General features: G+C 63.6%; 23 protein-coding genes. 4 read left to right on the forward strand and 19 right to left on the reverse strand.

Annotated features, from left to right (window positions below; all coding sequences use genetic code 11):
• Positions 1-31: 31 nt before the first annotated feature.
• The 6 genes from KHO22_RS22445 to KHO22_RS22470 form a co-directional block, all read right to left on the reverse strand.
• Positions 32-490, reverse strand: a complete 459-nt coding sequence (locus KHO22_RS22445; RefSeq protein WP_211949374.1) for a MaoC family dehydratase — start codon at positions 488-490, stop codon at positions 32-34.
• A 42-nt stretch (positions 491-532) separates the two neighbouring features.
• Positions 533-1,321, reverse strand: a complete 789-nt coding sequence (locus KHO22_RS22450) for a crotonase/enoyl-CoA hydratase family protein (RefSeq protein ID WP_211949375.1) — start codon at positions 1,319-1,321, stop codon at positions 533-535.
• A 48-nt stretch (positions 1,322-1,369) separates the two neighbouring features.
• The gene (locus tag KHO22_RS22455; RefSeq protein WP_211949376.1) at positions 1,370-2,152 is read right to left on the reverse strand and encodes an SDR family oxidoreductase; all 783 of its coding nucleotides are present in this window, start codon (positions 2,150-2,152) and stop codon (positions 1,370-1,372) included.
• 30 nt (positions 2,153-2,182) lie between these two features.
• On the reverse strand, positions 2,183-2,983 hold the full coding sequence (locus KHO22_RS22460) for an enoyl-CoA hydratase-related protein (protein WP_211949377.1): 801 nt from the start codon (positions 2,981-2,983) through the stop codon (positions 2,183-2,185).
• Positions 2,984-3,110: 127 nt separating this feature from the next.
• Entirely contained in the window at positions 3,111-3,743 is a 633-nt protein-coding gene (locus tag KHO22_RS22465; protein WP_211949378.1) for a response regulator, read from the reverse strand.
• Positions 3,740-4,921: a PAS domain-containing sensor histidine kinase gene (locus KHO22_RS22470; RefSeq protein WP_211949379.1), complete on the reverse strand. Its 1,182-nt coding sequence runs from the start codon at positions 4,919-4,921 to the stop codon at positions 3,740-3,742. Before KHO22_RS22470 ends, KHO22_RS22465 begins: the two co-directional genes overlap by 4 nt.
• Before the next feature lie 21 nt (positions 4,922-4,942).
• Between KHO22_RS22470 and KHO22_RS22475 the strand changes: the two genes are divergently transcribed.
• The gene (locus tag KHO22_RS22475) at positions 4,943-5,578 is read left to right on the forward strand and encodes a TetR/AcrR family transcriptional regulator (protein WP_230426966.1); all 636 of its coding nucleotides are present in this window, start codon (positions 4,943-4,945) and stop codon (positions 5,576-5,578) included.
• Positions 5,579-6,687: 1,109 nt separating this feature from the next.
• Here the strand turns inward: KHO22_RS22475 and KHO22_RS22480 are convergent.
• The 5 genes from KHO22_RS22480 to KHO22_RS22495 form a co-directional block, all read right to left on the reverse strand.
• The gene (locus tag KHO22_RS22480; protein ID WP_211949380.1) at positions 6,688-6,909 is read right to left on the reverse strand and encodes a hypothetical protein; all 222 of its coding nucleotides are present in this window, start codon (positions 6,907-6,909) and stop codon (positions 6,688-6,690) included.
• A 212-nt stretch (positions 6,910-7,121) separates the two neighbouring features.
• Positions 7,122-7,364 carry an H-NS family nucleoid-associated regulatory protein gene (locus tag KHO22_RS32875; RefSeq protein WP_420839641.1) on the reverse strand — a complete coding sequence of 81 codons (243 nt, stop codon included), beginning with the start codon at positions 7,362-7,364 and terminating at the stop codon, positions 7,122-7,124.
• 197 nt (positions 7,365-7,561) lie between these two features.
• Positions 7,562-8,749: an extracellular catalytic domain type 1 short-chain-length polyhydroxyalkanoate depolymerase gene (locus KHO22_RS22485; protein ID WP_211949381.1), complete on the reverse strand. Its 1,188-nt coding sequence runs from the start codon at positions 8,747-8,749 to the stop codon at positions 7,562-7,564.
• Positions 8,750-8,800: 51 nt separating this feature from the next.
• Complete coding sequence (locus tag KHO22_RS22490; RefSeq protein WP_211949382.1) at positions 8,801-9,235, reverse strand: CopG family transcriptional regulator; 435 nt, start codon at positions 9,233-9,235, stop codon at positions 8,801-8,803.
• A gap of 684 nt (positions 9,236-9,919) precedes the next feature.
• Positions 9,920-10,141: a hypothetical protein gene (locus KHO22_RS22495; protein WP_211949383.1), complete on the reverse strand. Its 222-nt coding sequence runs from the start codon at positions 10,139-10,141 to the stop codon at positions 9,920-9,922.
• Positions 10,142-10,350: 209 nt separating this feature from the next.
• Between KHO22_RS22495 and KHO22_RS22500 the strand changes: the two genes are divergently transcribed.
• A complete protein-coding gene (locus tag KHO22_RS22500) occupies positions 10,351-10,767 on the forward strand; it encodes a tautomerase (protein WP_211949384.1) in 417 nt (138 codons plus the stop codon).
• A gap of 353 nt (positions 10,768-11,120) precedes the next feature.
• Here KHO22_RS22500 and KHO22_RS22505 read toward each other — a convergent pair whose 3' ends face one another.
• The 5 genes from KHO22_RS22505 to KHO22_RS22525 form a co-directional block, all read right to left on the reverse strand.
• Complete coding sequence (locus KHO22_RS22505; RefSeq protein ID WP_211949385.1) at positions 11,121-11,705, reverse strand: chromate transporter; 585 nt, start codon at positions 11,703-11,705, stop codon at positions 11,121-11,123.
• The gene (locus tag KHO22_RS22510) at positions 11,702-12,313 is read right to left on the reverse strand and encodes a chromate transporter (protein ID WP_211949386.1); all 612 of its coding nucleotides are present in this window, start codon (positions 12,311-12,313) and stop codon (positions 11,702-11,704) included. The genes KHO22_RS22505 and KHO22_RS22510 overlap by 4 nt, the downstream gene beginning before the upstream one ends.
• Positions 12,314-12,351: 38 nt before the next feature.
• The gene (locus KHO22_RS22515) at positions 12,352-13,338 is read right to left on the reverse strand and encodes a Bug family tripartite tricarboxylate transporter substrate binding protein (protein WP_211949387.1); all 987 of its coding nucleotides are present in this window, start codon (positions 13,336-13,338) and stop codon (positions 12,352-12,354) included.
• Between the two features lie 113 nt (positions 13,339-13,451).
• Positions 13,452-14,573 (reverse strand): mandelate racemase/muconate lactonizing enzyme family protein, encoded by a 1,122-nt coding sequence (locus KHO22_RS22520; RefSeq protein WP_211949388.1) that lies wholly within the window; start codon positions 14,571-14,573, stop codon positions 13,452-13,454.
• Positions 14,574-14,575: 2 nt separating this feature from the next.
• Positions 14,576-15,469: a TauD/TfdA dioxygenase family protein gene (locus KHO22_RS22525; RefSeq protein WP_211949389.1), complete on the reverse strand. Its 894-nt coding sequence runs from the start codon at positions 15,467-15,469 to the stop codon at positions 14,576-14,578.
• 126 nt (positions 15,470-15,595) lie between these two features.
• Between KHO22_RS22525 and KHO22_RS22530 the strand changes: the two genes are divergently transcribed.
• A complete protein-coding gene (locus KHO22_RS22530) occupies positions 15,596-16,543 on the forward strand; it encodes a LysR family transcriptional regulator (protein ID WP_211949390.1) in 948 nt (315 codons plus the stop codon).
• 480 nt (positions 16,544-17,023) lie between these two features.
• On the opposite strand, the gene KHO22_RS22535 is transcribed toward KHO22_RS22530, so the two are convergent.
• Positions 17,024-18,082, reverse strand: a complete 1,059-nt coding sequence (locus KHO22_RS22535; RefSeq protein WP_338031356.1) for a porin — start codon at positions 18,080-18,082, stop codon at positions 17,024-17,026.
• A 268-nt stretch (positions 18,083-18,350) separates the two neighbouring features.
• On the opposite strand from KHO22_RS22535, the gene KHO22_RS22540 reads away from it, so the two are divergent.
• Entirely contained in the window at positions 18,351-19,259 is a 909-nt protein-coding gene (locus tag KHO22_RS22540; protein ID WP_230426968.1) for a helix-turn-helix domain-containing protein, read from the forward strand.
• Positions 19,260-19,370: 111 nt separating this feature from the next.
• Here the strand turns inward: KHO22_RS22540 and KHO22_RS22545 are convergent, their stop codons facing one another.
• Together KHO22_RS22545 and KHO22_RS22550 are read right to left on the reverse strand one after the other, a co-directional pair.
• Positions 19,371-19,694 carry a hypothetical protein gene (locus KHO22_RS22545; protein WP_211949391.1) on the reverse strand — a complete coding sequence of 108 codons (324 nt, stop codon included), beginning with the start codon at positions 19,692-19,694 and terminating at the stop codon, positions 19,371-19,373.
• A gap of 25 nt (positions 19,695-19,719) precedes the next feature.
• Positions 19,720-20,601, reverse strand: coding sequence for a helix-turn-helix domain-containing protein (locus KHO22_RS22550; RefSeq protein ID WP_211949392.1), 882 nt, complete (start codon positions 20,599-20,601; stop codon positions 19,720-19,722).
• Positions 20,602-20,840: the final 239 nt, after the last annotated feature.

Below are 20,840 nucleotides of genomic sequence, written 5' to 3' on the forward strand. Positions count from 1 at the left end.
GGTTGGTGTCGGCAATCGACGGGGAAGGCGACTAGAAGTACAGCTTGGCCAGCGACTCCGCGACGCATACCGGCCTGGCCGATCCTTCCGTCTCGAACGTGACGGTCCACGTCACCTTGACGCCGCCCTGCCCTTCGTCAGCCACGTGCTCCAGGACGGCGCGCACGCGTACCTTCGCGCCGACCGGCACGGGGCCGGTAAAGCGGACGCGGTTCAGGCCGTAATTGACGCGCGCACGCACGCCCTCGAAGCCAGTGATCTGCGCCATCAGCATCGGCAGCAGCGACAGCGTCAGGAATCCATGTGCGACCGGACCGCCGAACGGCGACTCCCGCCTCGCCCGCTCGGGATCGACATGAATCCACTGGCGGTCGCCAGTTGCCTCGGCAAACAGATTGACCTCCTGCTGCGTCACCAGATGCCAGTCGCTCGGACCCGCCTCCTTGCCCTGGAACGCCTTGAGTGCTTCGATCGACGTGAAGGTCTGCATAGTGGCTCCCGTATCGGCGGTCATGGAGGTCAGCCGGTCGCCTCAGCGCCCCTGGAACCGCGCCTCGCGGCGCTCGACGAAGGACTGGATGCCTTCCTTGAAGTCTTCCGTGGCGAAGACCTGCTCGCTCACCTGCGGGATGACGTCGATGGCCGCCTTCTCGCCGTGCTCGATGTAAGTCAGCGCCGCCGCCTTGGTCGCGCGCAGGCCGATGGGGGCGACCTTGCAGATCAGCCGGGCGAGCTCCATCGCGCGCTCGCGGTGCCTGCCATAGGGATGGACCTCCTGGACGAAGCCGCAGCGATACGCCTCCTCTGCCGAGAACTCGTCGCACAGAAACAGGTGGTACATCGCGTTGCCCCAACCGGTGCGCGTCAGGTAGCGGAAGTGAGCGCCGCCGAGCGGGGCGATGCCGCGCTTCGACTCAAGCTGGCAGAAGCGCGCGGTATCGGCCGCAATCACGATGTCGGAGGCGAGCATCTGCTCGATGCCGATGGTATAGGTGATGCCGTGGACGACCGAGATCAGCGGCTTGCGGCAGCGCTTCTTGAGGCCGAACGGGTCAACCTGGTCGTCCGGAATCGGCTTGGCCGTGGCATTCGGGCCGAAGAACTTCGGCATATCGAGGCCGGCCGTGGTGTGTTCGCCTGCCGGGTCCAGCACCGCCACCCACAGGTTGTCGTCGTTGTCGAACTCGGTCAGCCGCTGCGAGAGCTGCTGCATCAGTTCCGGCGTGATGGCGTTCTTCTTGGCGACGTTGTCCAGCGAAATAATCGCGATATGGTCCTCGATCGTCATGCGGACTTCGGGCGTGCCTGCTGCGTTGCTCATGGTGTGCTCCTCTTGCATCGGAATGGTTTGGATTCGGATCGAACGTCGTCAGACCGCGGTCAGGCCGCCGTCGACGGCGAGGATCTGGCCGGTGATGTGCTTGCCCGCGTCGCTCGCGAACAGCAGCGCCGCGCCCTTGAGGTCGTCGTCGTCACCAATGCGCTGCAGGGGCGCCCGCTCCGACAGCTTCTCGACGCCCACTTTCTCGATCGTCCCCCTGGTCATCTTTGACGGAAAGAATCCCGGCGCGATGGCATTGACGGTGACGCCATGCGGGCCCCATTCGCCGGCCAGCGCGCGCGTAAAGTTGACGATGGCGCCTTTGCTGGTGTTGTAGGCAATGGTCGGCTGGGCCTTGGGACCGTTGCCCTTGAGGCCGGCGATCGAGGCGAGGTTGATCACGCGTCCGAAGCGGTTGGGAAGCATCGACAGCCGCCCGATCTTCTGCGTCAGCAGGAAGATGGAGCGCACGTTCAGGTTCATGACCTTGTCCCAGGCGGTCAGCGGGTGATCGACGGTGGTCGCGCCCCACGTGGCGCCGGCGTTGTTGACGAGGATGTCGACCTTGCCAAGGCGTTCCATCGCTTCATTGGCGAGGCGTTCCACGTCGTCCTCCACGGCGTTGTCAGCCGCGATCCAGCTTGCGTCGACGCCCAGGCCGGCCAGATGCGCCTGCGCGGATTGAAGCGCGTCCGCCTTGCGCGCCGAAATCACCACGCGGGCGCCCTGCGTGCCGAGCGCCTCGGCGATCTGCAGGCCCAGCCCGCTGGACCCTCCGGTGATGAGGGCCGTGCGGCCCTTCAGGTCGAAAAGACTTGCCACAGCAGTCATTGCCGTCTCCTTGTTGATGGGTGGAACTCGTTACAGCACTTCGAACTGCGTGGCGGCACCTTGCCCGCCAGCGGTCCGGACCGGCGCCCGTTGCAGGAAGCGCCGGAAGATTTCCTGTGCCTCGGGCGACCGCCGCAGGGTGTCGAACACGACCGTCTCGCGCTGGAGACTGTCCCTGACCAGCGCCGCGGTCGCCTCGCGCACCAGTCCGCGCGTCGCCATCAGCGCCTGGCGCGGCTTGGTGGCGAGGCATCTGGCGACCGACAGCGCCTCCGCCGCGACCGTCTCCAGCGGCAGCACGCGATTGATGAGCCCCGCCCGATGGGCTTCGGCGGCGGGGATGGTGGCGGCCAGCAGCAGCCATTCGGTCGCCTTGTTGCGGCCCACCACCTGCTGCAGCAGCAGCGTGGAGGCGAATTCCGGGCACAGCCCTAGGTCGACGAACGGAAAGCGGATGCGGGCATCGTCGGAGGCGACGACGTAGTCGCAATGCAGCAGCACGGTCGCCCCGATGCCGACTGCATGCCCGCAGACGCAGGCCACCATCGGCTTGCGCAGTGCGATGACCGCGCGCAGGAACGTCGCGGCGGGCGCCTCCGGGTGTTCGGTGGCCTGCCCATTGACGAACAGGCCGAGGTCGTTGCCGCTGGTGAAGTTGCCGCCCTCGCCATGGAGCAGCACGACGCGGACGTCGTCGCGACGGTCCGCCTCGGCGAGCGCGTCGGCGAGCGCCGAATACATCTGCGCGGTGAGCGCGTTCTTCTTCGCCGGCCGGTTCATCGCCACGACCAGCACGCCGTTGTCCAGGTGCAGCAACACGTCTGCCGTCATCGTTCTCTCCTTCGTTCCGACTCGTGTGGAGTCGTGCCGTTGAAGAGAGTTTGGACGTCCGGCGCGAATCCGGCTGTCGGAACCGGCTCTGCGCCTTGTCAGCGTTTTCTGAAGCTGAGGGTCGCGCTCAGTCGATCAACCGATGTTCGACGGCATAGCGCGCCAGCTCGGCGTTGCTGGCGACGCCGATCTTTTTCAGCACGCGTGAGCGATAGGTGCTCACGGTCTTCACGCTCAGGAACATCTGCCGGCCGATCTCGGTCAGGCGGACCCCGCGCACGATCAGCAGCATGATCTCGTACTCGCGCGACGACAGTAGCCGGTGCGGCGCCGCGTCGCCGACCCGATCGAAGCCGTCGAGCAGGCAGCTGGCGACGGCGGGCGTCATGTAGCGCTTGCCCTTCGACACATTGCGGATCGAATCGACCAGTTCGATCGCGTCCATGTCCTTGGTGACATAGCCGGACGCGCCGGCCTGGAAGGCGCGCAGTGCGTACTGCTCGGCCGGGTACATGCGCAGCACGACCACCGGCATCGCGGGGCGCTCGGCGCGCAGCGAGGGCAGCATCTCCAGGCCGCCGCGGCCCGGCATGCTGACATCGAGCAGCGCCACGTCGAAGTGCTGCTCGCGCAGGCGGCCAAGGGCTTCGCTCGCATCGCCGGCTTCGGCCACGACATCGAAGCCGTCCTGCTCGGCAAGCAAGCGTTTGAGGCCCTGGCGAAAGATGGTGTGGTCGTCGATCAGCAGCAGGCGAATCATCTTTGTCCTCCGTCGATGGGAATGCCTGGGTTGGCGTACTTGTTGGTGTCCTGGTCGAGGACGGCGGACGTGACCGGCACGCCGAGCCGCAGGCACGCGCCGCAGCGGGGTCCGGTGTCGAGAACGAGCGTGCCGTCGAGCTCGCGTGCGCGTTCCCGCATGCCCAGCAGGCCGAGATGGCCGTCAGCCGCAACGTGATCGAGGTCGAAGCCGAGGCCATTGTCCGAGATTTCCAGCACCAGGCGATCGGCCGCCCAGTCAAGGCTCACGGTGACTTCGGTGGCTTTCGAATGCCTTGCGACGTTGGTGAGCGCTTCCTGGAAGATCCGGTAAATGCCGATCTCACGGTTGCGTTCCATGCTTCGCGCGGTGCCCGTGGTGCGATAGCGCGTGGCGATGCCGTAGCGCCGCTCAAAGCGGTCGAGGTCGAGGCACAGCGTGTCTTGCAGGCCCAGGTGGTCGAGCGCGCCCGGGCGAAGCCCTTCGGAAATGACGCGCACGGTTTCGATGGTCTCCTGCGTGAGCTGGAGGGTCTGGGCTGCGGTCAGCGCCAGCGTGGCGAGCGCCGGCGCCACCGCGCCACCTTGCCGCGCCCGTGGCGCACGACCGCGGTCCAGCGCCTCGATGCCCCGCGACAGCCGCGACAGGTCAAACTTGATCGCCGTCAGCATCCCGCCGATCACGTCGTGCAGCTCGCGCGCCACGCGGTGGCGCTCGTTCTCGCGGACGTTGTTGGCGCTTGCGATCAGTTCCTGCAGACGTTCGCTAGCCTCGACCAGCTCGGCGCGTTGCCGCTCGCGCTCGGTAGTGTCGATGCTGAGCCCGACGATCGCGGGGCGGCCGCGGAAGATCACGCGCGTGCCATGGATCTCGAAGGAGCCTGGGTTGCGGGATGAGGTCCGGCGAATGACGAACAGCTCGGAAGCGCCAACGCCGCTGATCTGGCGCTCGTACCGGGCCATCAGCGCCTCGCGCTGCGAAGGGTTGGCCACGTCGCGAAGCCGGGCGCCGAGCAACTTCTCGCGCCTGAGACCACACATGCGCGCGAAGGTCTCGTTGACATAGCGGAAGCGGCCGTCCTGCAGGATGTAGATGCCGGCGATGGACTGCTCGACGATTCCCTTGAAGGGAACCTCGTAGTCGTTCAGGTCAACGTTCATCTCGTCCAGCTCGGCCATGGCGGCTACTTGCCATTGTGAATGATGATTGTCATGCTGGAGAATGACGGGCACAATGCAGAAAGTCAAGAAAAACCACGGGATCTGACGATGGGCCACTCACAAGCGGACAAAGCGCAAAGCAGAGAGCGCATCCTGGAACAGGCCGCGGAGCAGATTCGGGATGGCGGGCTCGAGTCCGTCAGCGTCGGCAAGCTGATGCGCAGCGCCAACCTGACGCACGGCGGCTTCTATGGGCATTTCGCATCGCGCTCCGACCTGCTGCTGCACGCGCTCGAACGCGCGCTCGATGCCGGGAGTGCGGCGTTCGATGCGAGGAACGGGAAGGGATCGGTCGAGTACAGCGCGACGGTACGCAGCTACCTGAGCCGCAAGCACCGCGACGCGCGCACGACCGGATGCGCGATCGCCGCGCTGGCGGGCGACGTGGCGCGCGCCGACGAGGCGGCGCGCGAGGCGATGTCGGCCCACATCGAACGGTTCATCGGCCGGGTGGACACCGCGCTGGGCGGAGACGATCCGGACAAGGCCGTGTTCGCGGTCAGCGCCATGATCGGGGCTCTGGTGGTGTCTCGGGTGATGGCCGACGAAAAGCGCGCCGACGCAGTGCTGGCCGCTGCGAAGCGGGAGTTGCTCGCTATCCAGCAGAAGGAATGAGCCACGCCGCCGCGATCAAGACCGTCCACAGGTCACCGGGGTTGCTCATGGACAATGGTTAGCGTAGCGACCCTGGCTCCTGCCTCGCGTACTTCGAGGTCATGCTGGCACAAGGGGCCAAGCTGTCGATGCCGCACCGGCGAAACCGTCAGGGCTTCCCGCACCCCGGTACTCGGCCCAAAGTCCAGGAAATAGCGGATGGTGAGCCATGCCGGACCGAATGCCGCTTCTCGCCGAGAGTACTGGTCGCATAGCCGGGCCACCGCCAGGCACTGCGCGAAGGTGTCGTCTTGCCCTGTCGCAAACGGCAGCATTCCGTTACGCCATGGCATGTAGCTGTTTGACGGTAGCTCGCCATCCAGGACAATATGCGCGCTGCCAACGATAGCCCCCGCCTGCCTGAGCTCGGCCAGCCACCGCTGCTGCCGACCGTCCCCATGCTTCAGACATGCATCGACGTCGCATCCGCCCTTATGCAATGGCCTGCCAACGTGGGCCGTCAGCGAGACTGGGCTGAGTGCACCGCACGTCGAAGTCATTACAGACCCTAGCAGTAATTCCGCCACACCCGGCTGTCCGAGGGTCGCGCGTGGCGCCTGCCCTCGTTGTGCGATTCGCGAAGTTTCCCTAGACGCTCGTGGACCGGACGACGTGCAATCCATTTCTCCCTCCTGCACTGTTGCAGGCGCCGCCAAGGCGCCTGCTGGACTTCACTATAGCGAGGCGCTATCTGGAAGAGCGATGTCGGGAGAAATAGGGAAAAATCTGACACGGATTCGTCGTCAATGCGTATTCGACAACGACACGGGCATGAGGACGGGCAAGCAGCGCCGGGCGTTGCAAGCCTCGACAGCGTGGGATTGACAGCGCCCTGGGTATGATGCGCCCCGGGAACGACGGACGGTTTCGGGCGGAACACCTCACGAACAGCGCGAAGAAAGCGAAGACCGTTGTACCTTGAAAGCGGTCGTTAGCCGGATGAGAGGGCGAACGGCAGAGAGGGGTCGGCTACGGTCCTTCCTCCTCAGGGACCGAACGGCGGTTCAACGGTGCCGAAACTGGCACCGCAAATCCAGACGTTGGATCAGGTCGCCGAGATAGGATCACGGTTACGGCCACTGGCTGAACGCAATCAGTGCGGCCGCACCGCGGCCTCGGACACATACGTCATCACAGTAGTCGACCACCGCGTCCGGTGCGAAGTTGCCTTCGACCACGGCATCACGATCCGCAAGCGCGTCTGCATCACCTATTCCCAGGCCCACCGCCGCGCCAATCGCGATGCCGACGCCGACCACCGCCACCGCCCCTAACAGCCGACTACGCTTCATCGCCGTCTCCGTCCGCCTATCTTGAGGCTTGTGACGGGATAGTAGTCACTGAAGGAGGCGGCCACTTCGTCAATGCGGACTAAGTGGAATCCCGTACAGGATGTTCTTCAGGAGGGGCGCCCGGTATTCAAAAAATCCGCCACATCTCGCGGCAACCCTATGCTTTTGCTGGAATTTTCAGCACTTCGGCACCAGTTTTACGCAGAAGGCTCTTATCCGACCCGGAAAAACTCCACCGACTGCCCCGCATTGACCGCCCGCTTGAGCCACGACCGCATCTCGCCCTGCCCGTCCCAGGTCAGCCCTTCCGCGTTGCGGTAGCAGGAGACCGCGCCAAAGCGGGGGCTGACTAAGCGGCAAGGCGGCGCCCTTCTTCTCCGGCGATGGAGGGCTGGCCTCAGCGTCCAGATCCCAGCCCAGGCTTTCCAGTCGGCGCAACGCCGGATAGGGGTCATCGTACTTTCCGTGAAAAAAATGGCGGTAGCAGACCGCAATCCCGCCTGTAGTAACGCTTCTCAGAGCAATGAATCCCTTGGCGCCAGCGTATTTGCAAGCTCTTGATAGATAAGCCGTTTCCAGTGCATGCCGCCAGAAAATGGACGGAAAGTACGATGACCCCGAGAAGCCGGCGCGTTTCCGCCCCGTGCGCGCTTCAGTCCGCGCGCGGATGTGCGAGGAAAAACCGCAGCATTTCCGCACTGGCGTCGGGTCCCTTCGGATCGGTGTAGGTGCCGCTGCGGCTGCCGCCCGACCACGCATGTCCGGCACCGTGGATCACCCAGTACTGGGCATCGATGCCGGCAGGCGTCGTGATCCTGTGCCGCGTGTAGTCGCGGCCCGCGCGCACGGTCTCGCGTTGCTTGTCCGTGCGCGCTTCGCCTTGCTCGAAAGGTGCCACCAGCCGGCTGCCGTTGGATGGGTGCACGGTCTTGTCGGCATCGCCATGGAACACGATCATCGGTCGGCTCGGCGCCATCAGCGGCACGCCGGCCCTTGACCTGCCGACGCCCTTGCCGCCCCGCATCGCGCCCAGCGCGGACGGCAGGTCGTGCGCGCAGCCCGCGGGCAAGCCCGAATGGATACCCGCCGCCGCGAACAGTCCGGGATAGCGCTGGATCAGCACTGCCGCCATCGCTCCGCCGGCGGAGAGGCCGGCCACGTAGACGCGCCGGGTGTCGATGCCGTGGCTGGCGATGACCTCGCGCGTCATGCCGGCGATCAGCGAGGGCTCGCCCCGCTCGGCTTGCTGGTCACCCGGCCGGAACCAGTTCCAACACTTCGATGCGTTGGCGTCGGCGGGCTGGATCGGGTACAGCACGACAAAGCCGACCCTGTCGGCGAGTTCGTTCATGCGGGTGCCGGCGGCAAAGTCGTCGGCGTCCTGCGTGCATCCATGCAGCATCACGACCAGCGGCATCGGCTTGCTGTGCCTGCCGGCCGGCATGTAGAGCTTGTACGAGCGGCTGCCCGCGTGGTTTGCGAAGGTCCGCTGGCTGAAGTGCCCGGCCTGCGCGGTCGCACTCGCGAGCGGGGATTGTGGAGCAGGTGCGCGCGCCGCTGCGCTGTCCGGGCCTGCGGCATCGGTGCCGCGGGCATGCACCGCGGCGGCATCGGCGGGTTCACCGGCGACAGCGCCGGTCTGGGCCGCAGCCTTGTCGTGCGTCAGCAGGCGTTCAACCACCTGTGCAGGCATCGGCGCCGCCGTAGCGGCTCTCACTTCCACGGACGAATGCCGGCGCAGTGCCCGCTGGATGGCCTCGGTGGCCTCCATCGGGCCTGCGGTCTGCAGCAACTGCATGGCCTCATGCATCGAGGCGAGGAACGCGTCATTCATTTTCATGCTTGTATCCAGGCAACCTGGCGAACCAGGGGGCGGCGAAATTGCCGCGAACTACCGTATGCGCCCGGCCAGTGCAGCCTTGACTGCGGCTGGCGCGTGAAAGGCGCCCAGCACCACGATGGATTCGATGGTCGCCAGCGCAAGCTCCGGACTGACATCCGAGGCAATGCTGGCCAGTCCCAGCACATGGATATCGAGTCTTTCATTGGCCGCGCGCACAGCTTCCAGGTCCTTCTTCGTGAAGTGCTGCAGCCCGAGTACCAACGCCCGACGGCTCACCGTTTCCTGGATGACCACCGCATGCGCGGCGAGCTGGTTCCGGATGGCGGTCCGGATCAGGTCTGAGCGGTTCGAGTAAAAGCCCTCTTCGACCAGCAGGTCGATCTGCCCGAGGTCTACCGGTCCGAGGTTGATGGTGATTTTTTCCGTATCACCTGCCTTCGGTTTGTTCGTCTGCTGTGCCGCATCGGTTTTGTGAGAGGTCATTTCGTCATTAAGCGTTGGCAAGCGATGGAAGCACCGGTCAGATCACCTAATAGACCATCCCCCAACCATCCATACACCATCCATATACCATCCACATGGATGGTAAATTAATAGATGAACGTTGGAGCAGGCGCAAGGTGAAAGTCAGAATGTGTCCGAGAGCCATCATGCGGTGAGGTTCGACGGGCACAAACCGGTTGCTATCCGGCAACGCGGGACGGCGTGCCGTGGGATCGCATCATCTGATGGAAGAAGAGGCGGAGTGTCAGCCGATGCCGGCCTCAGACGTCGGCGGATGACGAATGTGCACCGTATCGCGGCGCAACCACGCATGCCCCGTCAGAGCCGCAATCCAATCAGCGTAGCCATCCGGTCGCGCAGCGTTTCGGTCAAGGGCGATTGGCCCACTGTGCGTACGTGACCGGGCGGGACAGCGTCATGTCAATTCTGCGAAAACCACCTACCGGGCCATTCCCGCCACAGCGCGTTGGCGCTGAGCGAGGAGTCGGACGACAACGCGCTCAAATTTCCTCTCAGTCACAGCGAGTCGACGGACCGCTAAGGGTCGACTTCTGCCTGCCGCGGCTAACTCGCCTGATCGCCTTGTCGATCAGGCGCTTGTCGGCCAGGACCGTTCGGTCGTCGAGTCCGTCAATTTTGGGCTCTGGCCCTCGCACCATTACTTCACTTCTCGTCGGGGCTCTTGTATGGCTGACGTTTCCCAAGCACTTGCGCGACCAACGGCACCGTGGTGATGACCCCTACAGCGAGCAGCGTCCAGCCGATGGCACGGCGTTGTTCCGGATTCATTCGGTCGCTGAGCAGCAGTGCGAGGCCCGCAGCGCCTGCCGCCCGCGTTCCGGCGATCAATCCAATTTCTGGAATGGTCAGTGATACCTGTTTCATCTGTGCCTCCTGGCGGGTTGGACAGATTCAAAACAATTTGCGGCGCGTGCGGCAGACGGTCTGTTCGCAAGCCGACACTGCTGACGGCTTCAACGAAGACATGCTGGTGGCTGCACACCTCGGAGGATACCGCTGCGGAACACTGTTCCCTCGCCGCATATGGTCGTAATCGACCTTTGCGCCCTGCCACTTTTTGAAGCGAGGAAGGCATGCCCTACCTGCAACTGGACGTCAACGGCCACTACCCGGTGGCCGACAAGAAGCAGCTTGCCGCAAGACTCATTCAGACATATTCCGGAATGATGTCGGTCGATATTCGCCGCATCACCGTGGCGATCCGCGAACTCGGCGAAGGCGGCGTGTGGCGGATCACTAAGCCCGGCGACGAGCCGGAGCCTGTCTCCATCATGATGCTGGACATCCGCAAAGGCCGTTCGCCAGAGTTGCGAATGGCGGTAGCCAAGGCGCTGTGCGCCGATTGTATCGAAATACTCGGGTTGAGAGAGGATCGCCTCAACGTCGAGTTCACCCAGCATTCAGGCGACGAGATGTACCATCCCAGCCTGGGTGGATACAGCCCGGAATGGTCCCCGGAGGAGCATCGTCAGGATCATGGCGACCATTGAAGGCAGGGCGCGCCGGCTGGTTATGGCCGCTGCGGATTGTTGACCGAAAGCGTTAGCAGGCTATGACTGCATCTCAGCAGTTTTGGTGCTTTCGACACGGTCTGGTACCGCCTTGTATTGCGGACATTGGGCAAGTTGGCCTGACAGTCAGGGGGTCGGTCAGAGACGGTCGCTGCTTCGAACAACGCAGCCCGGCGGTGCACCGTACGATATGCCGTGAGATGTAGGGACTCTCGGCTGATTCCGTGACTACGGGACGAGGTCAGACCGGAGCCGGCCGATGCCTGCGCGGCGCTGAGGCGCAACAAATCGGACCGGGCCGCTCCAAACGTCCCGAGCAACCAATACGACTGTCAGATCAGCCCATACCAGCCTAGCACCGCGCCGCCCGCCAGCAGCCAGAGCATGTGAATGCGGACGCGCCAGACGATCAACGCGGTCAGCACCGTCATCACCCACAGCGGCCAATCGCGAGCTGCGTCGTCATTGACGGTCGTCAGCGTCCACGAAGTTGCGATCAGTAGCGCGATGACAATCGGAGCCATGCCCTGACGGAACGCCAGCACGCCACGCAGTTCGCGGTTGCGGTGGCCCCAACGCGCGGCGAGGTAGGTCAGCGTCGTGCTGGGCAGCAGGATGCCGGACATGGTCAGCGCAACCCCAAGAAGCGCGCTCGGGATCCCGCCGGCGTTCATGCCAACGTTCCAGCCCAGCAGCGCGATGAACAGCACGTTGGGCCCGGGCGCGGCTTGGGCGAGGGCCACCGACGCACTGAACTGCCCTTCGCTGAGCCAGTGCTGCTGCTCCACGAGGTAGCGGTGCATGTCGGGCGCGGTGGTAATGGCCCCGCCGATCGACAGCAGGGAAAGCGACACGTAATGCAGGAAGAGATCAAGCCATTCTGCCCATCCCAGGGAAAGCGACAGCGCACCGGTCATGGCTTCAACCTGCGGAAGGTGAGCACGCAGGCTGTACCGCCCAGCCCGAGCAGCACATAGACCAGCGGCCAGCGCAGCAGCGCCACTGCCGCGAAGCAACTGCATCCGAGCACAATGGCAAGCGGCACGCCCAACGGATTGGTGCGGATCGCGCTCATCAACCGCAGCCCCGTGGCAGCGAACAGGCCCGCCGCCACCGCACCCGTGCCTCGCAGGGCGCCGGCGACTCCGGGGTGCTCGGCGAAGCGTGCGTGCAGCATCTCCAGCAGCAGCACAAGCCCCAGCGGCAGCGTGAGGATGCCCGCCAGCGCTGCCAGCGCGCCGGCCAGCCCGAAGGATCGGCCGCCGATCATCAGCGCCATGTTGACCACGTTCGGACCTGGCATGACCTGGGCGACGGCCCAGTCCTCGATGAACTCCTCGCGCGTCAGCCAGCGCTTGCGCTCTACCAGTTCCTGCTGAACCACGGCCAGCACACCCCCGAACCCCTGCAGTCCCAGCAGCGTGAAGGTGACAAACAGGTCGGCCGGGGACCTGGGGTGGCGGCGTTCCTCAACGGCTTCCGATGGCGTGGCGACGGGTGCGACGGTGACTGGCTTTGCTGGCATTGCTGATGTGTTGTTGGCTGTTGCAACGGCTATGACCGCTACGGCTGTTTGATGCCGAGCTGCGCGATGGTCTTGCTCCACCGCGCCATGTCGGCGTCGACGATGCCGACGAACCGCTCGCGTGACATCGCTTCCACCTCTATGCCCTCGTGGGCAAGCCTTGCCACGACTTCATTGTCCTGAAGGGCCTTCTCCACGGCGTCATACAGCTTGCGCACCACCTCGGGCGGCGTGCCCGCGGGTGCGAAGAAGCCATACCAGGGCGCGTACTCGAAGCCCTTGATGCCCGCCTCTTCCAGCGTCGGCAGGTTCGGCAGGGCCGGCGAACGCTTGTTCCCCGAGGTGGCAATCGGACGGACCATGCCAGAGTTGATGAACGGCATGACGGCAGGAATGGTCAGGAGCATCGACTGGATCTGGCCCGACACCAGTTCGGTCAGCGCCGGGCCGGAACCTTTGTAGGGTACGTGCTGGAGCGTCGTGCCTGTCATCATGCCGAGTACGGCCATGGGCAGGTGGCCCGCGCTGCCGACGCCGCCCGATCCGTAGTTGATCGCCCCGGGCTTCGACTTCGCCAACGTGAGGAAGTCACTCATGGTCCTGACGGGCAGGCTCTTTGTCACGACCAGCACGTTGGGCGTGGCGCCAACATAAGCCACCGGCATGATGTCGCGCTTTGTGTTGTACGGCAGATGGCTGTACAGCGAATCGCTGAAGACCAGCCCCATGTGGTGAACCATCAGCGTGTAGCCATCGGGGGCGGCGCGCGCGAGCATCGCCGTGGCGATGGTGCCGCCCGCCCCGCCGCGGTTGTCGACCACGAAGGGCTGGCCCAGTTCACGTTGCAGCTTCACCGCCAGCACGCGCGCAACCAGGTCGACCGTGCCACCGGCGGCGAATGGCGCCAGGATGGTGACCGGCTTTGCGGGCCAGTCAGTCCCCTGCATCGCCCGGGCCGCGGGGGCAGCAAAGGCGGAAATCAGTGCGAGGCCTGCGCAGATCGTGGGAAGCTTCCGAATGAACATACCCGTCTCCTGATGCGGCCTTGTCCGGCCTGTCTGGTTGTGTTCGATGCCGCCATTGCTGCGGCACGGGCCTCGGCGCGGGGGGGCGTGCGCCGAGGCCCGTATCGGTCGGACTAAAAGGCGAAGCGATAGCGATCCAGCTTCGCCTCGTCGAGTTCCACGCCGAGCCCGGGTCCGTCTGGCACCGGAATCGAGCCGCTGCGAAGGTCGAGCTTGTGGGTCACGATATCGTCCGAGGTCTTGAGCGGGCCGACGCACTCCAGCCCATCGAGCACGGCTGGACTGGTGCACGCCAGCATGATTTCAGCCGCCGTGTTCACGCCGAGCCCGAAGCCGTGGCCGATGACGACCCGCATTCCGGCCGCGCTTGCCGTTTCCAGCATGCGGCGGCAGGTCAGAAAGCCGCCCTGCTTCATGACCTTGAGCTTGACGATGTCGGCGCAGTTGGCGCGGATCACCGCGATCAGGCTCGCATGGTCGGTGATCGACTCATCTGCCATCACCGGCACGCCAATGGCTTGCCGCACCTTCGCCATCCCGGCGAGGTCCTCTGCGGCCACCGGCTGCTCCAGCAACTGCAGGCCCACCGGCTCAAGCAGGCGGCCCAGCGCGATGGCGTCCTCCACGCTGTAGCCGGCGTTTGCGTCCGCGCGCAAGGCCATGTCCGGCCCCACCGCCTCGCGCACGGCCATCAGCCGGTCGCGGTCCGCCTCGATGCCGCCGCCGACCTTGACCTTCGCCGAGCGGAAGCCCAGGTCGAACCACTTGCGTGCCTCGGCGGCGGCCTCATCCGGCGGCACGATGCCGACCCAGGCGTTGAAGCGCACCGTGTCTACCACGGCACCGCCGAGGTACTGGTGCACCGGGATGCGAAGCCGGCGCGCCAACATGTCAACGCAGGCCATTTCGATCGCCGCTTTCGCGTCGAGGTAACCGGCGCGTCCCCGGTCCATGCGGCGCATCACCTCGTGCGGGTTGCCGGCATCGCAGCCGCGCACCAGCGGCGCGAAGTCGTCGCGGATCGCGAGCAGCGACTCCTCGATGGTCTCCGCCGAATAGCCGGGCGACGGGTCGATGTTGCCGAGGCCGACGCAGCCGTCCTCGGCGGTCAGCCGCACCACCGCGCTCTTCTGCACGGTCTTGGTCACGTAGGCATTGCGAAAGCCGGGGCCGACCAACGGCACGGCCACGCCGAACACCTCGGCGTTGCGGATGGGAAGGTGCAGGCCATCCATGGTCAAGACTCCAGTGCCAGGCCGGCGGTAGTGGCATCGAATGCCTGGAGCGCCGTGCCCTTGATCTGCGTGCGGTGCATGATGCGCGTGGCGGCCGGATCGAAGGCGTCGCGGCGGTGCAGCGTGCAGCGGTTGTCCCAGAGTATCAGGTCATGCTGGCGCCATTCCTGGCGGAACGTGAATTCGGATTTGGTGGCGTGCTCCCACAGCGCGTCGAGCAGGGTGTTGCTTTCGTCGATGTCCATGCCAAGCACGTAGCTGTTGCGGCGTCGGCCCAGGAACAGCGCAGGGCGTCCGGTATCAGGATGCACGATCACCAGCGGATGATGCGCGCCGGGCGCCTCGCGCGGGTCCGTCACTTCCTTCATGCCTTTGCGCATCATGCCGGCGCTGTTGTAGGTCGCGTCGTGGATCGCCTTGCGGCCGTCGATCAACGCCTTCACGCGGTCGGGCAGGGTCTCGTAGACGAGGTACATGTTCGACCAGTATGTGTCGCCACCTCCGGGCGGCACCTCCAGCGCGTGCAGCAGCGCGGCGCGCGGGGGGCGCTCGACATAAGTCATGTCGCAATGCCAGACCGCCTCGCCATCGCCAAGGTTGCCGATCGGTACGCCGTCGACCTTGACGTTGGAGATTACGTTGATCTCGGGAAATTCGCTGAGGAAGGGCTTGCCGTATGGGTTAGGCCCCGGCGGATCGAGATCGCCGAACACGCGGCTGAACGCCAGAAGCTCGGGGTCCGTCAACGCCTGTCCGCGGAAGCGCAGCACCAGGTGCCTGCCCCACGCTTCCTGGAGTTCCGCCAGGATATCGTGGTCGAGCGACTGGCGCAGGTCGATACCACTGACCTCGGCACCGAGGCTGGACGCGAGCGGCGTTACGGTAATGCCTGTCATTGGCTGTCCTCCCATCATCGTCTTGGATTGGTGGAAGCCAATATAGACGCCGGAGGTGATACCGTAAATGATATAGATTCTGGATAACGTTATACTTATCCGGTATCACCATTTCCATACCCCGCCATGCCATCCGCCCCCAGCAAGCCGCTCCAGCGGCGCCATATCGAGGCCCTTGTCGCTGTGGGGGATCACCACTCCGTGCACCGCGCCGCACGGGAAATGGGTGTGCCGCAGCCGGTCCTCTCACGCCTGCTTGCGGAAGCGGAAGGGTTGCTGGGGGCGCGGCTGTTCGAGCGGTCGAGCCACGGGAGTACGCCCACGTCGAAGGGGATTGTGGTGTTGTCGCAGGCGCGTTTCGTGTTGCGCGCGATGGAGCGACTGCACGACACCGCCTTGGAGGCTCCCCGCCAGCCAATCCGACTAGGCTGCATCCCGCGTGTGATGCACACGCTGTTACCTGGCCTGTTCGCACGGCTTTACCCAGCCGCGCCCACAGAGACCTCGCCCCACCAGTTTCAGGTCATCGAAGGCAGTTCACGGGCGCTGTTCGAGCAGCTTGCTGCCGGCAGGCTGGACTTCGCCATCGTCCGCAGCGCCGCGCAAACAGTGGGCGACCATGACGATCTCGTGCTGGAGCGCCTGTACCAGGAACGGACGGTGATCATCTGCGCCGCCGGGCACCCGGGCATTCCCGACCAGACCATCGCCCTGTCGAGCATCGGGGACCAGAACTGGGCGCTACCCGATGGGGAAACCAGCTCGCGCATCGCCTTTGACAAGTTCTGGCACGAACTCGGCCTGCCGCGTATCCGCCCGGTCATCGAGACGCGTTCCTTCGAATCGAACCTGGCACTGGTGGCCGGCACCAGCCTGCTCTCGATCGCCCCGGAAGCGGTGGCGCGGCGGCATGTCGAATTCGGGCTGCTGCGTATCGTCAAGGCGCGCCAGCCCATTCCGGGTGACCCGGTGGTGCTGGCGTTTTCCCGCCTCGCACAGGAGGATCCCGTGCTGGACGGCTTCCGGCGGTTGATCCATGAGACCGTGCAGACGGTTCGGGAACTGTCTCATTAGGATTCGGATAATCGTCAGTGCTCGGCAGCGTCGGACGTTAACCTGCTGGCGAGGGGACGCATGACGCTGCGCCTGCACCTCGACATCTTCCGCGAAGGCGGCAGCCTCAACGACCATCGATGGCTGGTAACTGCAGGCACCCAGACGCCTCAGAGGCATCTTCGGCGCGACAGGCTTCATTCTGTGCTCTCCCGACAGCCTTGCGACTCCGGGTAGGGCCCAGCCGCAAGCCCAAGCCAGCCGATTCCTTGCCGCTCGTTCAACTACCAGGGCGGGATGATGGACACGAGTCGCGGGCGCAAAATCTCCCGCTCTTCCGAGACTGATCATAGGGCCGCTAAGGGTCGGTCATGGACGGCCGCAGCGCGGCGGTGGGCGACTTCACGACTCTTGCCGTTACGTGATGCGGCTTGGCGCCGCTGTCCGTTTGAGTGCGCAGGACACCAGCCCGGAAGCCGAAAAAGGAGCGCGACGATCGGCTCAAAAACTGTGGCGAAGGCCAATGCCGTAGGTGAGCCCGGTGGACTGGCTAGCGAAGTGGTCATACTTGAATGCCGCATACGCGTCAGTGCGCTTCGAGAGCGGATAGTCGTATCCGACTGCCCATGTGGTGCGGTGGACGTTGCCGCTGCTTGCTCCCGTCGACTTTGAATAGGCGATATCACCCAATATCGAACCAGCACCTATCGGCACAGAAACGCCAAGGTGCTCCGAGTTCGTGGTCGTGGTACCGGATGTCGCCTGGTCTCGGACATTCATGTAACCGACGAATACCTTGGCGATATTGAAGTTGTACGACCCGTCAATCTGGGTCGTCTCCTGACTCTTGAGGCCGGGCACGAAAGGCAATGTGCTCGCGATATCGCCAGCCACGTTGTTGTAGTTGATGTACTGGTAATTGGCTGCCAGCACAATCGGGCCACTCGTATAGTTGAGCGTTGCACCCCACTTATGCAGGCCTGCATTGCCTGCGGCTTCGCCAAAGGAATAGATGAGCGTGCCGCTCAGGCCCCCGATCGTCGGCGACGAATATGCCACGGCATTGTTCCACCCGGAATCGCCCACTACGCCCTGTGGTCCCAACCCCTTGTAGGTATGAAATATCCACGGAGAAAACGTGTAGGAATTAAAGAATGGGTTCAGGTTGATCGTGGAGAGATATAAGGGTGTTGTCAGCCTCCCCGCGCGGATAGCGCCATACCGCGAGTCAATGCCGAGGTACGCGTTGCGGGAAAAGAAACTGTCGTTTGCAAAACGACCGAAGGTACCGTTCTGCGGCTGGAAGTAGCCTTCCAGTACGAAGAATGCTGAATTGCCAGCCCCTAGGTCCTCGGTTCCTCTAAGCCCCCAAAATGACGTGGACATCCCACCACCCCGCGTAACAAACGCTGTCTGTGCGCCGGGGTTCCTGACGGCGCCGACAAACGCGTCGACCAAGCCATAAAGTTGTACCGACGATTGGCCGACCGCAGGGGCGCTAAGCGCCATTGTGCCCATCAGGCAGAGTCTTCGCAGGCGAATGAATGTTGCACCGGACATGGAAAGCAGGCTCGTTCGTGTCTGTTGAGCAGCCGAGGAGTCACAGAAGCGCTCCATCAATGGCGCGCCGCAACCCTGGCATCCTTCGGCGCCCGAGAACGGGTACCGCATGTCCAATCTTCCTCTCATCCAAAAATATAGACAAGTGCAAAATAAAAGAAAAATGTGGTGATTGGTGCTGAGTAATCTAAGTGTTTTCCCTGACGTGCCGGTACCATAAGGAGGATTGAGGCACAATTCGTTTGAATTTTTGTACGAGGATATTGTCGTGGCCGAAACTCCATTGCCGCGGAAAACTGCATCCAGTTTCGACTTCCGAGCGATTGGCGAGCGCCTGCGCGCCTACCGCACGGCTTGCGGCCTTCGCTCGGACGATATTGCCGAACGGCTCGAGATTTCCCGAGCAGCGGTCTATAGCCTGGAGCGCGGCGAAATCGTCAAAATCGAAACGCTAGAGCGTCTGGCAACGCTACTGGGCGTGACACTGTCCAACCTTCTCGGGGTCGAGTCCGAGTACCACGATAGCGCGCTCAGTTATTTTGAGCGCATGCGCCAGCTAGAGTCCCGCTCGACACGCATCCTTGCCAATTTCGACCCGGTTTCATTCCTGCTGACATCGAAAGCCTACCCAGAGCATCTTCGCTCCATGCTTGATGAAAGCGTTCCTGACGAGCTTGCCGGAGAAGGCGCGAAGCGGCATAACGCCGAAGTCCTGAAAATCCTGGCCGCGCGACGCAAGCTCTTCGAGCAGCAGCGTCCCAGCATCCTGAGCCTGATTGGTTTTCGGCAGGTTGAGCAATTCCTGCATCATGGACTGGTCGGGCGGCTTGACCTTCCTTTAGGCGTGCAGCTTGAACGAAAACTTGCTGCCCGCAAGGAAGTTGCACACATGATTGACGTGTTGAATGCCGAGCCTATTGGGGTGCAGATCGGCATCGTGGCCGACAATTTGCCCAGCGAGACTTTCCAGATCTTTGAGGAGCCAGGCAGCCAGCATGTGGCCGTGTCTCCGTTCCGTCTCGGAGAGCTTCCGAATGTACGATCAGGCGTCGCAACAATTACGAAGTCGCCAGATGCGATTGCAATGTATCGCGGCCTGATAGAACGTCTGTGGGCGGGGTCCGCCAAGGGGCGCGACGGCGCGAAACTCCTGCAACGGCTACTCGACCGCGGTTAAGCCGGTCGGCTCCCAGTCTCTTGCAGCCAACCACTCCAGAAACCTCCGGTAACTGCGTGACGCTTCGCTCGCTGCAGGGTTGGGCGGCGCCGCCTTTTCACTCGCAGCGGCTCAGAAGAGTTGCCTGCGCCCGTCATAGTCCAGCACGATGCGATTCATGGCCTCCAGAAGCACCCCACCCTTGCCAAGCACTTGCGCGATAGCCTGCATATAGCCCAGCAACTGCGTTTGCGCGGCAGTGGCTACGTCGGTCGTAATGCCTTCATCGTCGTGGAGAATGACATACGAGCGCGCGAAGCCATAGATCAGAAAGTAGGCCGCGGCATTGTCCGGATCGGTGCTCATCAGCGCGAGGGATTTCCGCTTCACCTCCAGGAAGGCGTCGGTTCCGGGAACGCTGTGCGCAAACTCAGTGGTAACGGCTTTGAAGTCCATGTCCGTATTTCTCTCAAACAGTGAATCAAACTTGTTGCAACATACGGCGCAAAAGATTGGCGCCGTCCAGGCCTCGCGAGGAACGTTGCCATAGTGCCTCAACCATGCCCGTGTACAGCTTGATTGCCTCCGGCGCAGCGGTCACCGATGCGATGCCCCCGGAGATATTGGGGAACTCGCCAAAGCGGAACGGGCTGATTGCCAGGTAGGAGCCAGTGGGACGCTCGAAGATCTGGAACGTGGCGTTTGGCATGCTCTCGTTGACGATCCCGATCTGCATGCCAGGCGCTTGCTGCTCCAACAGATTGGCAATACGCTCCACCTCGGCGCGGGCAGCCAGCGATCGTTCCATCCGCGTCGCCGGAGGCAAATCCATGCGTCCGATCAGGCCGAAATGCACGAAGCGTTCGAGCTCGCGCAGGCCAATCAGGCTCACGATGGGCGAGGGCTGCGAAACATAAGACGCCTTGCGCTCGCGCAGCAGATCCATCACCGCCTGAATTCTTCCTTCGTCGTTGTCCCCGCCCTCGCGCAGCATTTGTTCGAGATAGCTGTCATAGCCGGGAGACGTGAGCAGAAACGAAATCGGTTCAAAGTGCGCCAGAATGCGCGTTGCGCCTTGCTCGAGTTGCCGCATCCTCTCGATGTAGGCGATTGCCGACGGATAGTATTCCGTGCCGGCGCCAAGCAGCGACTCGAGCGACGTTCCCAGGATGCCAGCAAGCCGTTCAAGCGTTTCCACCTTGACGATCTCTCCCTTTTCCATCCGGTAGACCGCCGCGCGCGAAATGCCAAGGACGTCGGCAATCTGCTCCGCGCGAAGTTGCGCGCCAAGGCGGTATGCGCGAAGCCGCGCCCCGATGGCCTCGAAATCGATCCCGCCCGGCGCAATGGCGCGATATTCCATGACTGTCTCATTTACTAGATTGAATTCACTATAGCATGAGACGTCTCGATTCGAAGTGCCGGCCACGAACCACTGAGTGTTAACCCCTATGAACCCCCCAATCTTCTTGCAATCACGGGATCCGCAAGCTAGTCTAAAAAATAAGATTGATCGCTGCATCCGATTTCGACCGCCCCAAGGCAGGCAGGTCATTACCATTGCAGTGTTTTTTCAGGCACATACAGTCTAAAAATGGAGAC

Source organism: Cupriavidus yeoncheonensis, assembly GCF_905397275.1.
GTDB lineage: Bacteria > Pseudomonadota > Gammaproteobacteria > Burkholderiales > Burkholderiaceae > Cupriavidus > Cupriavidus yeoncheonensis.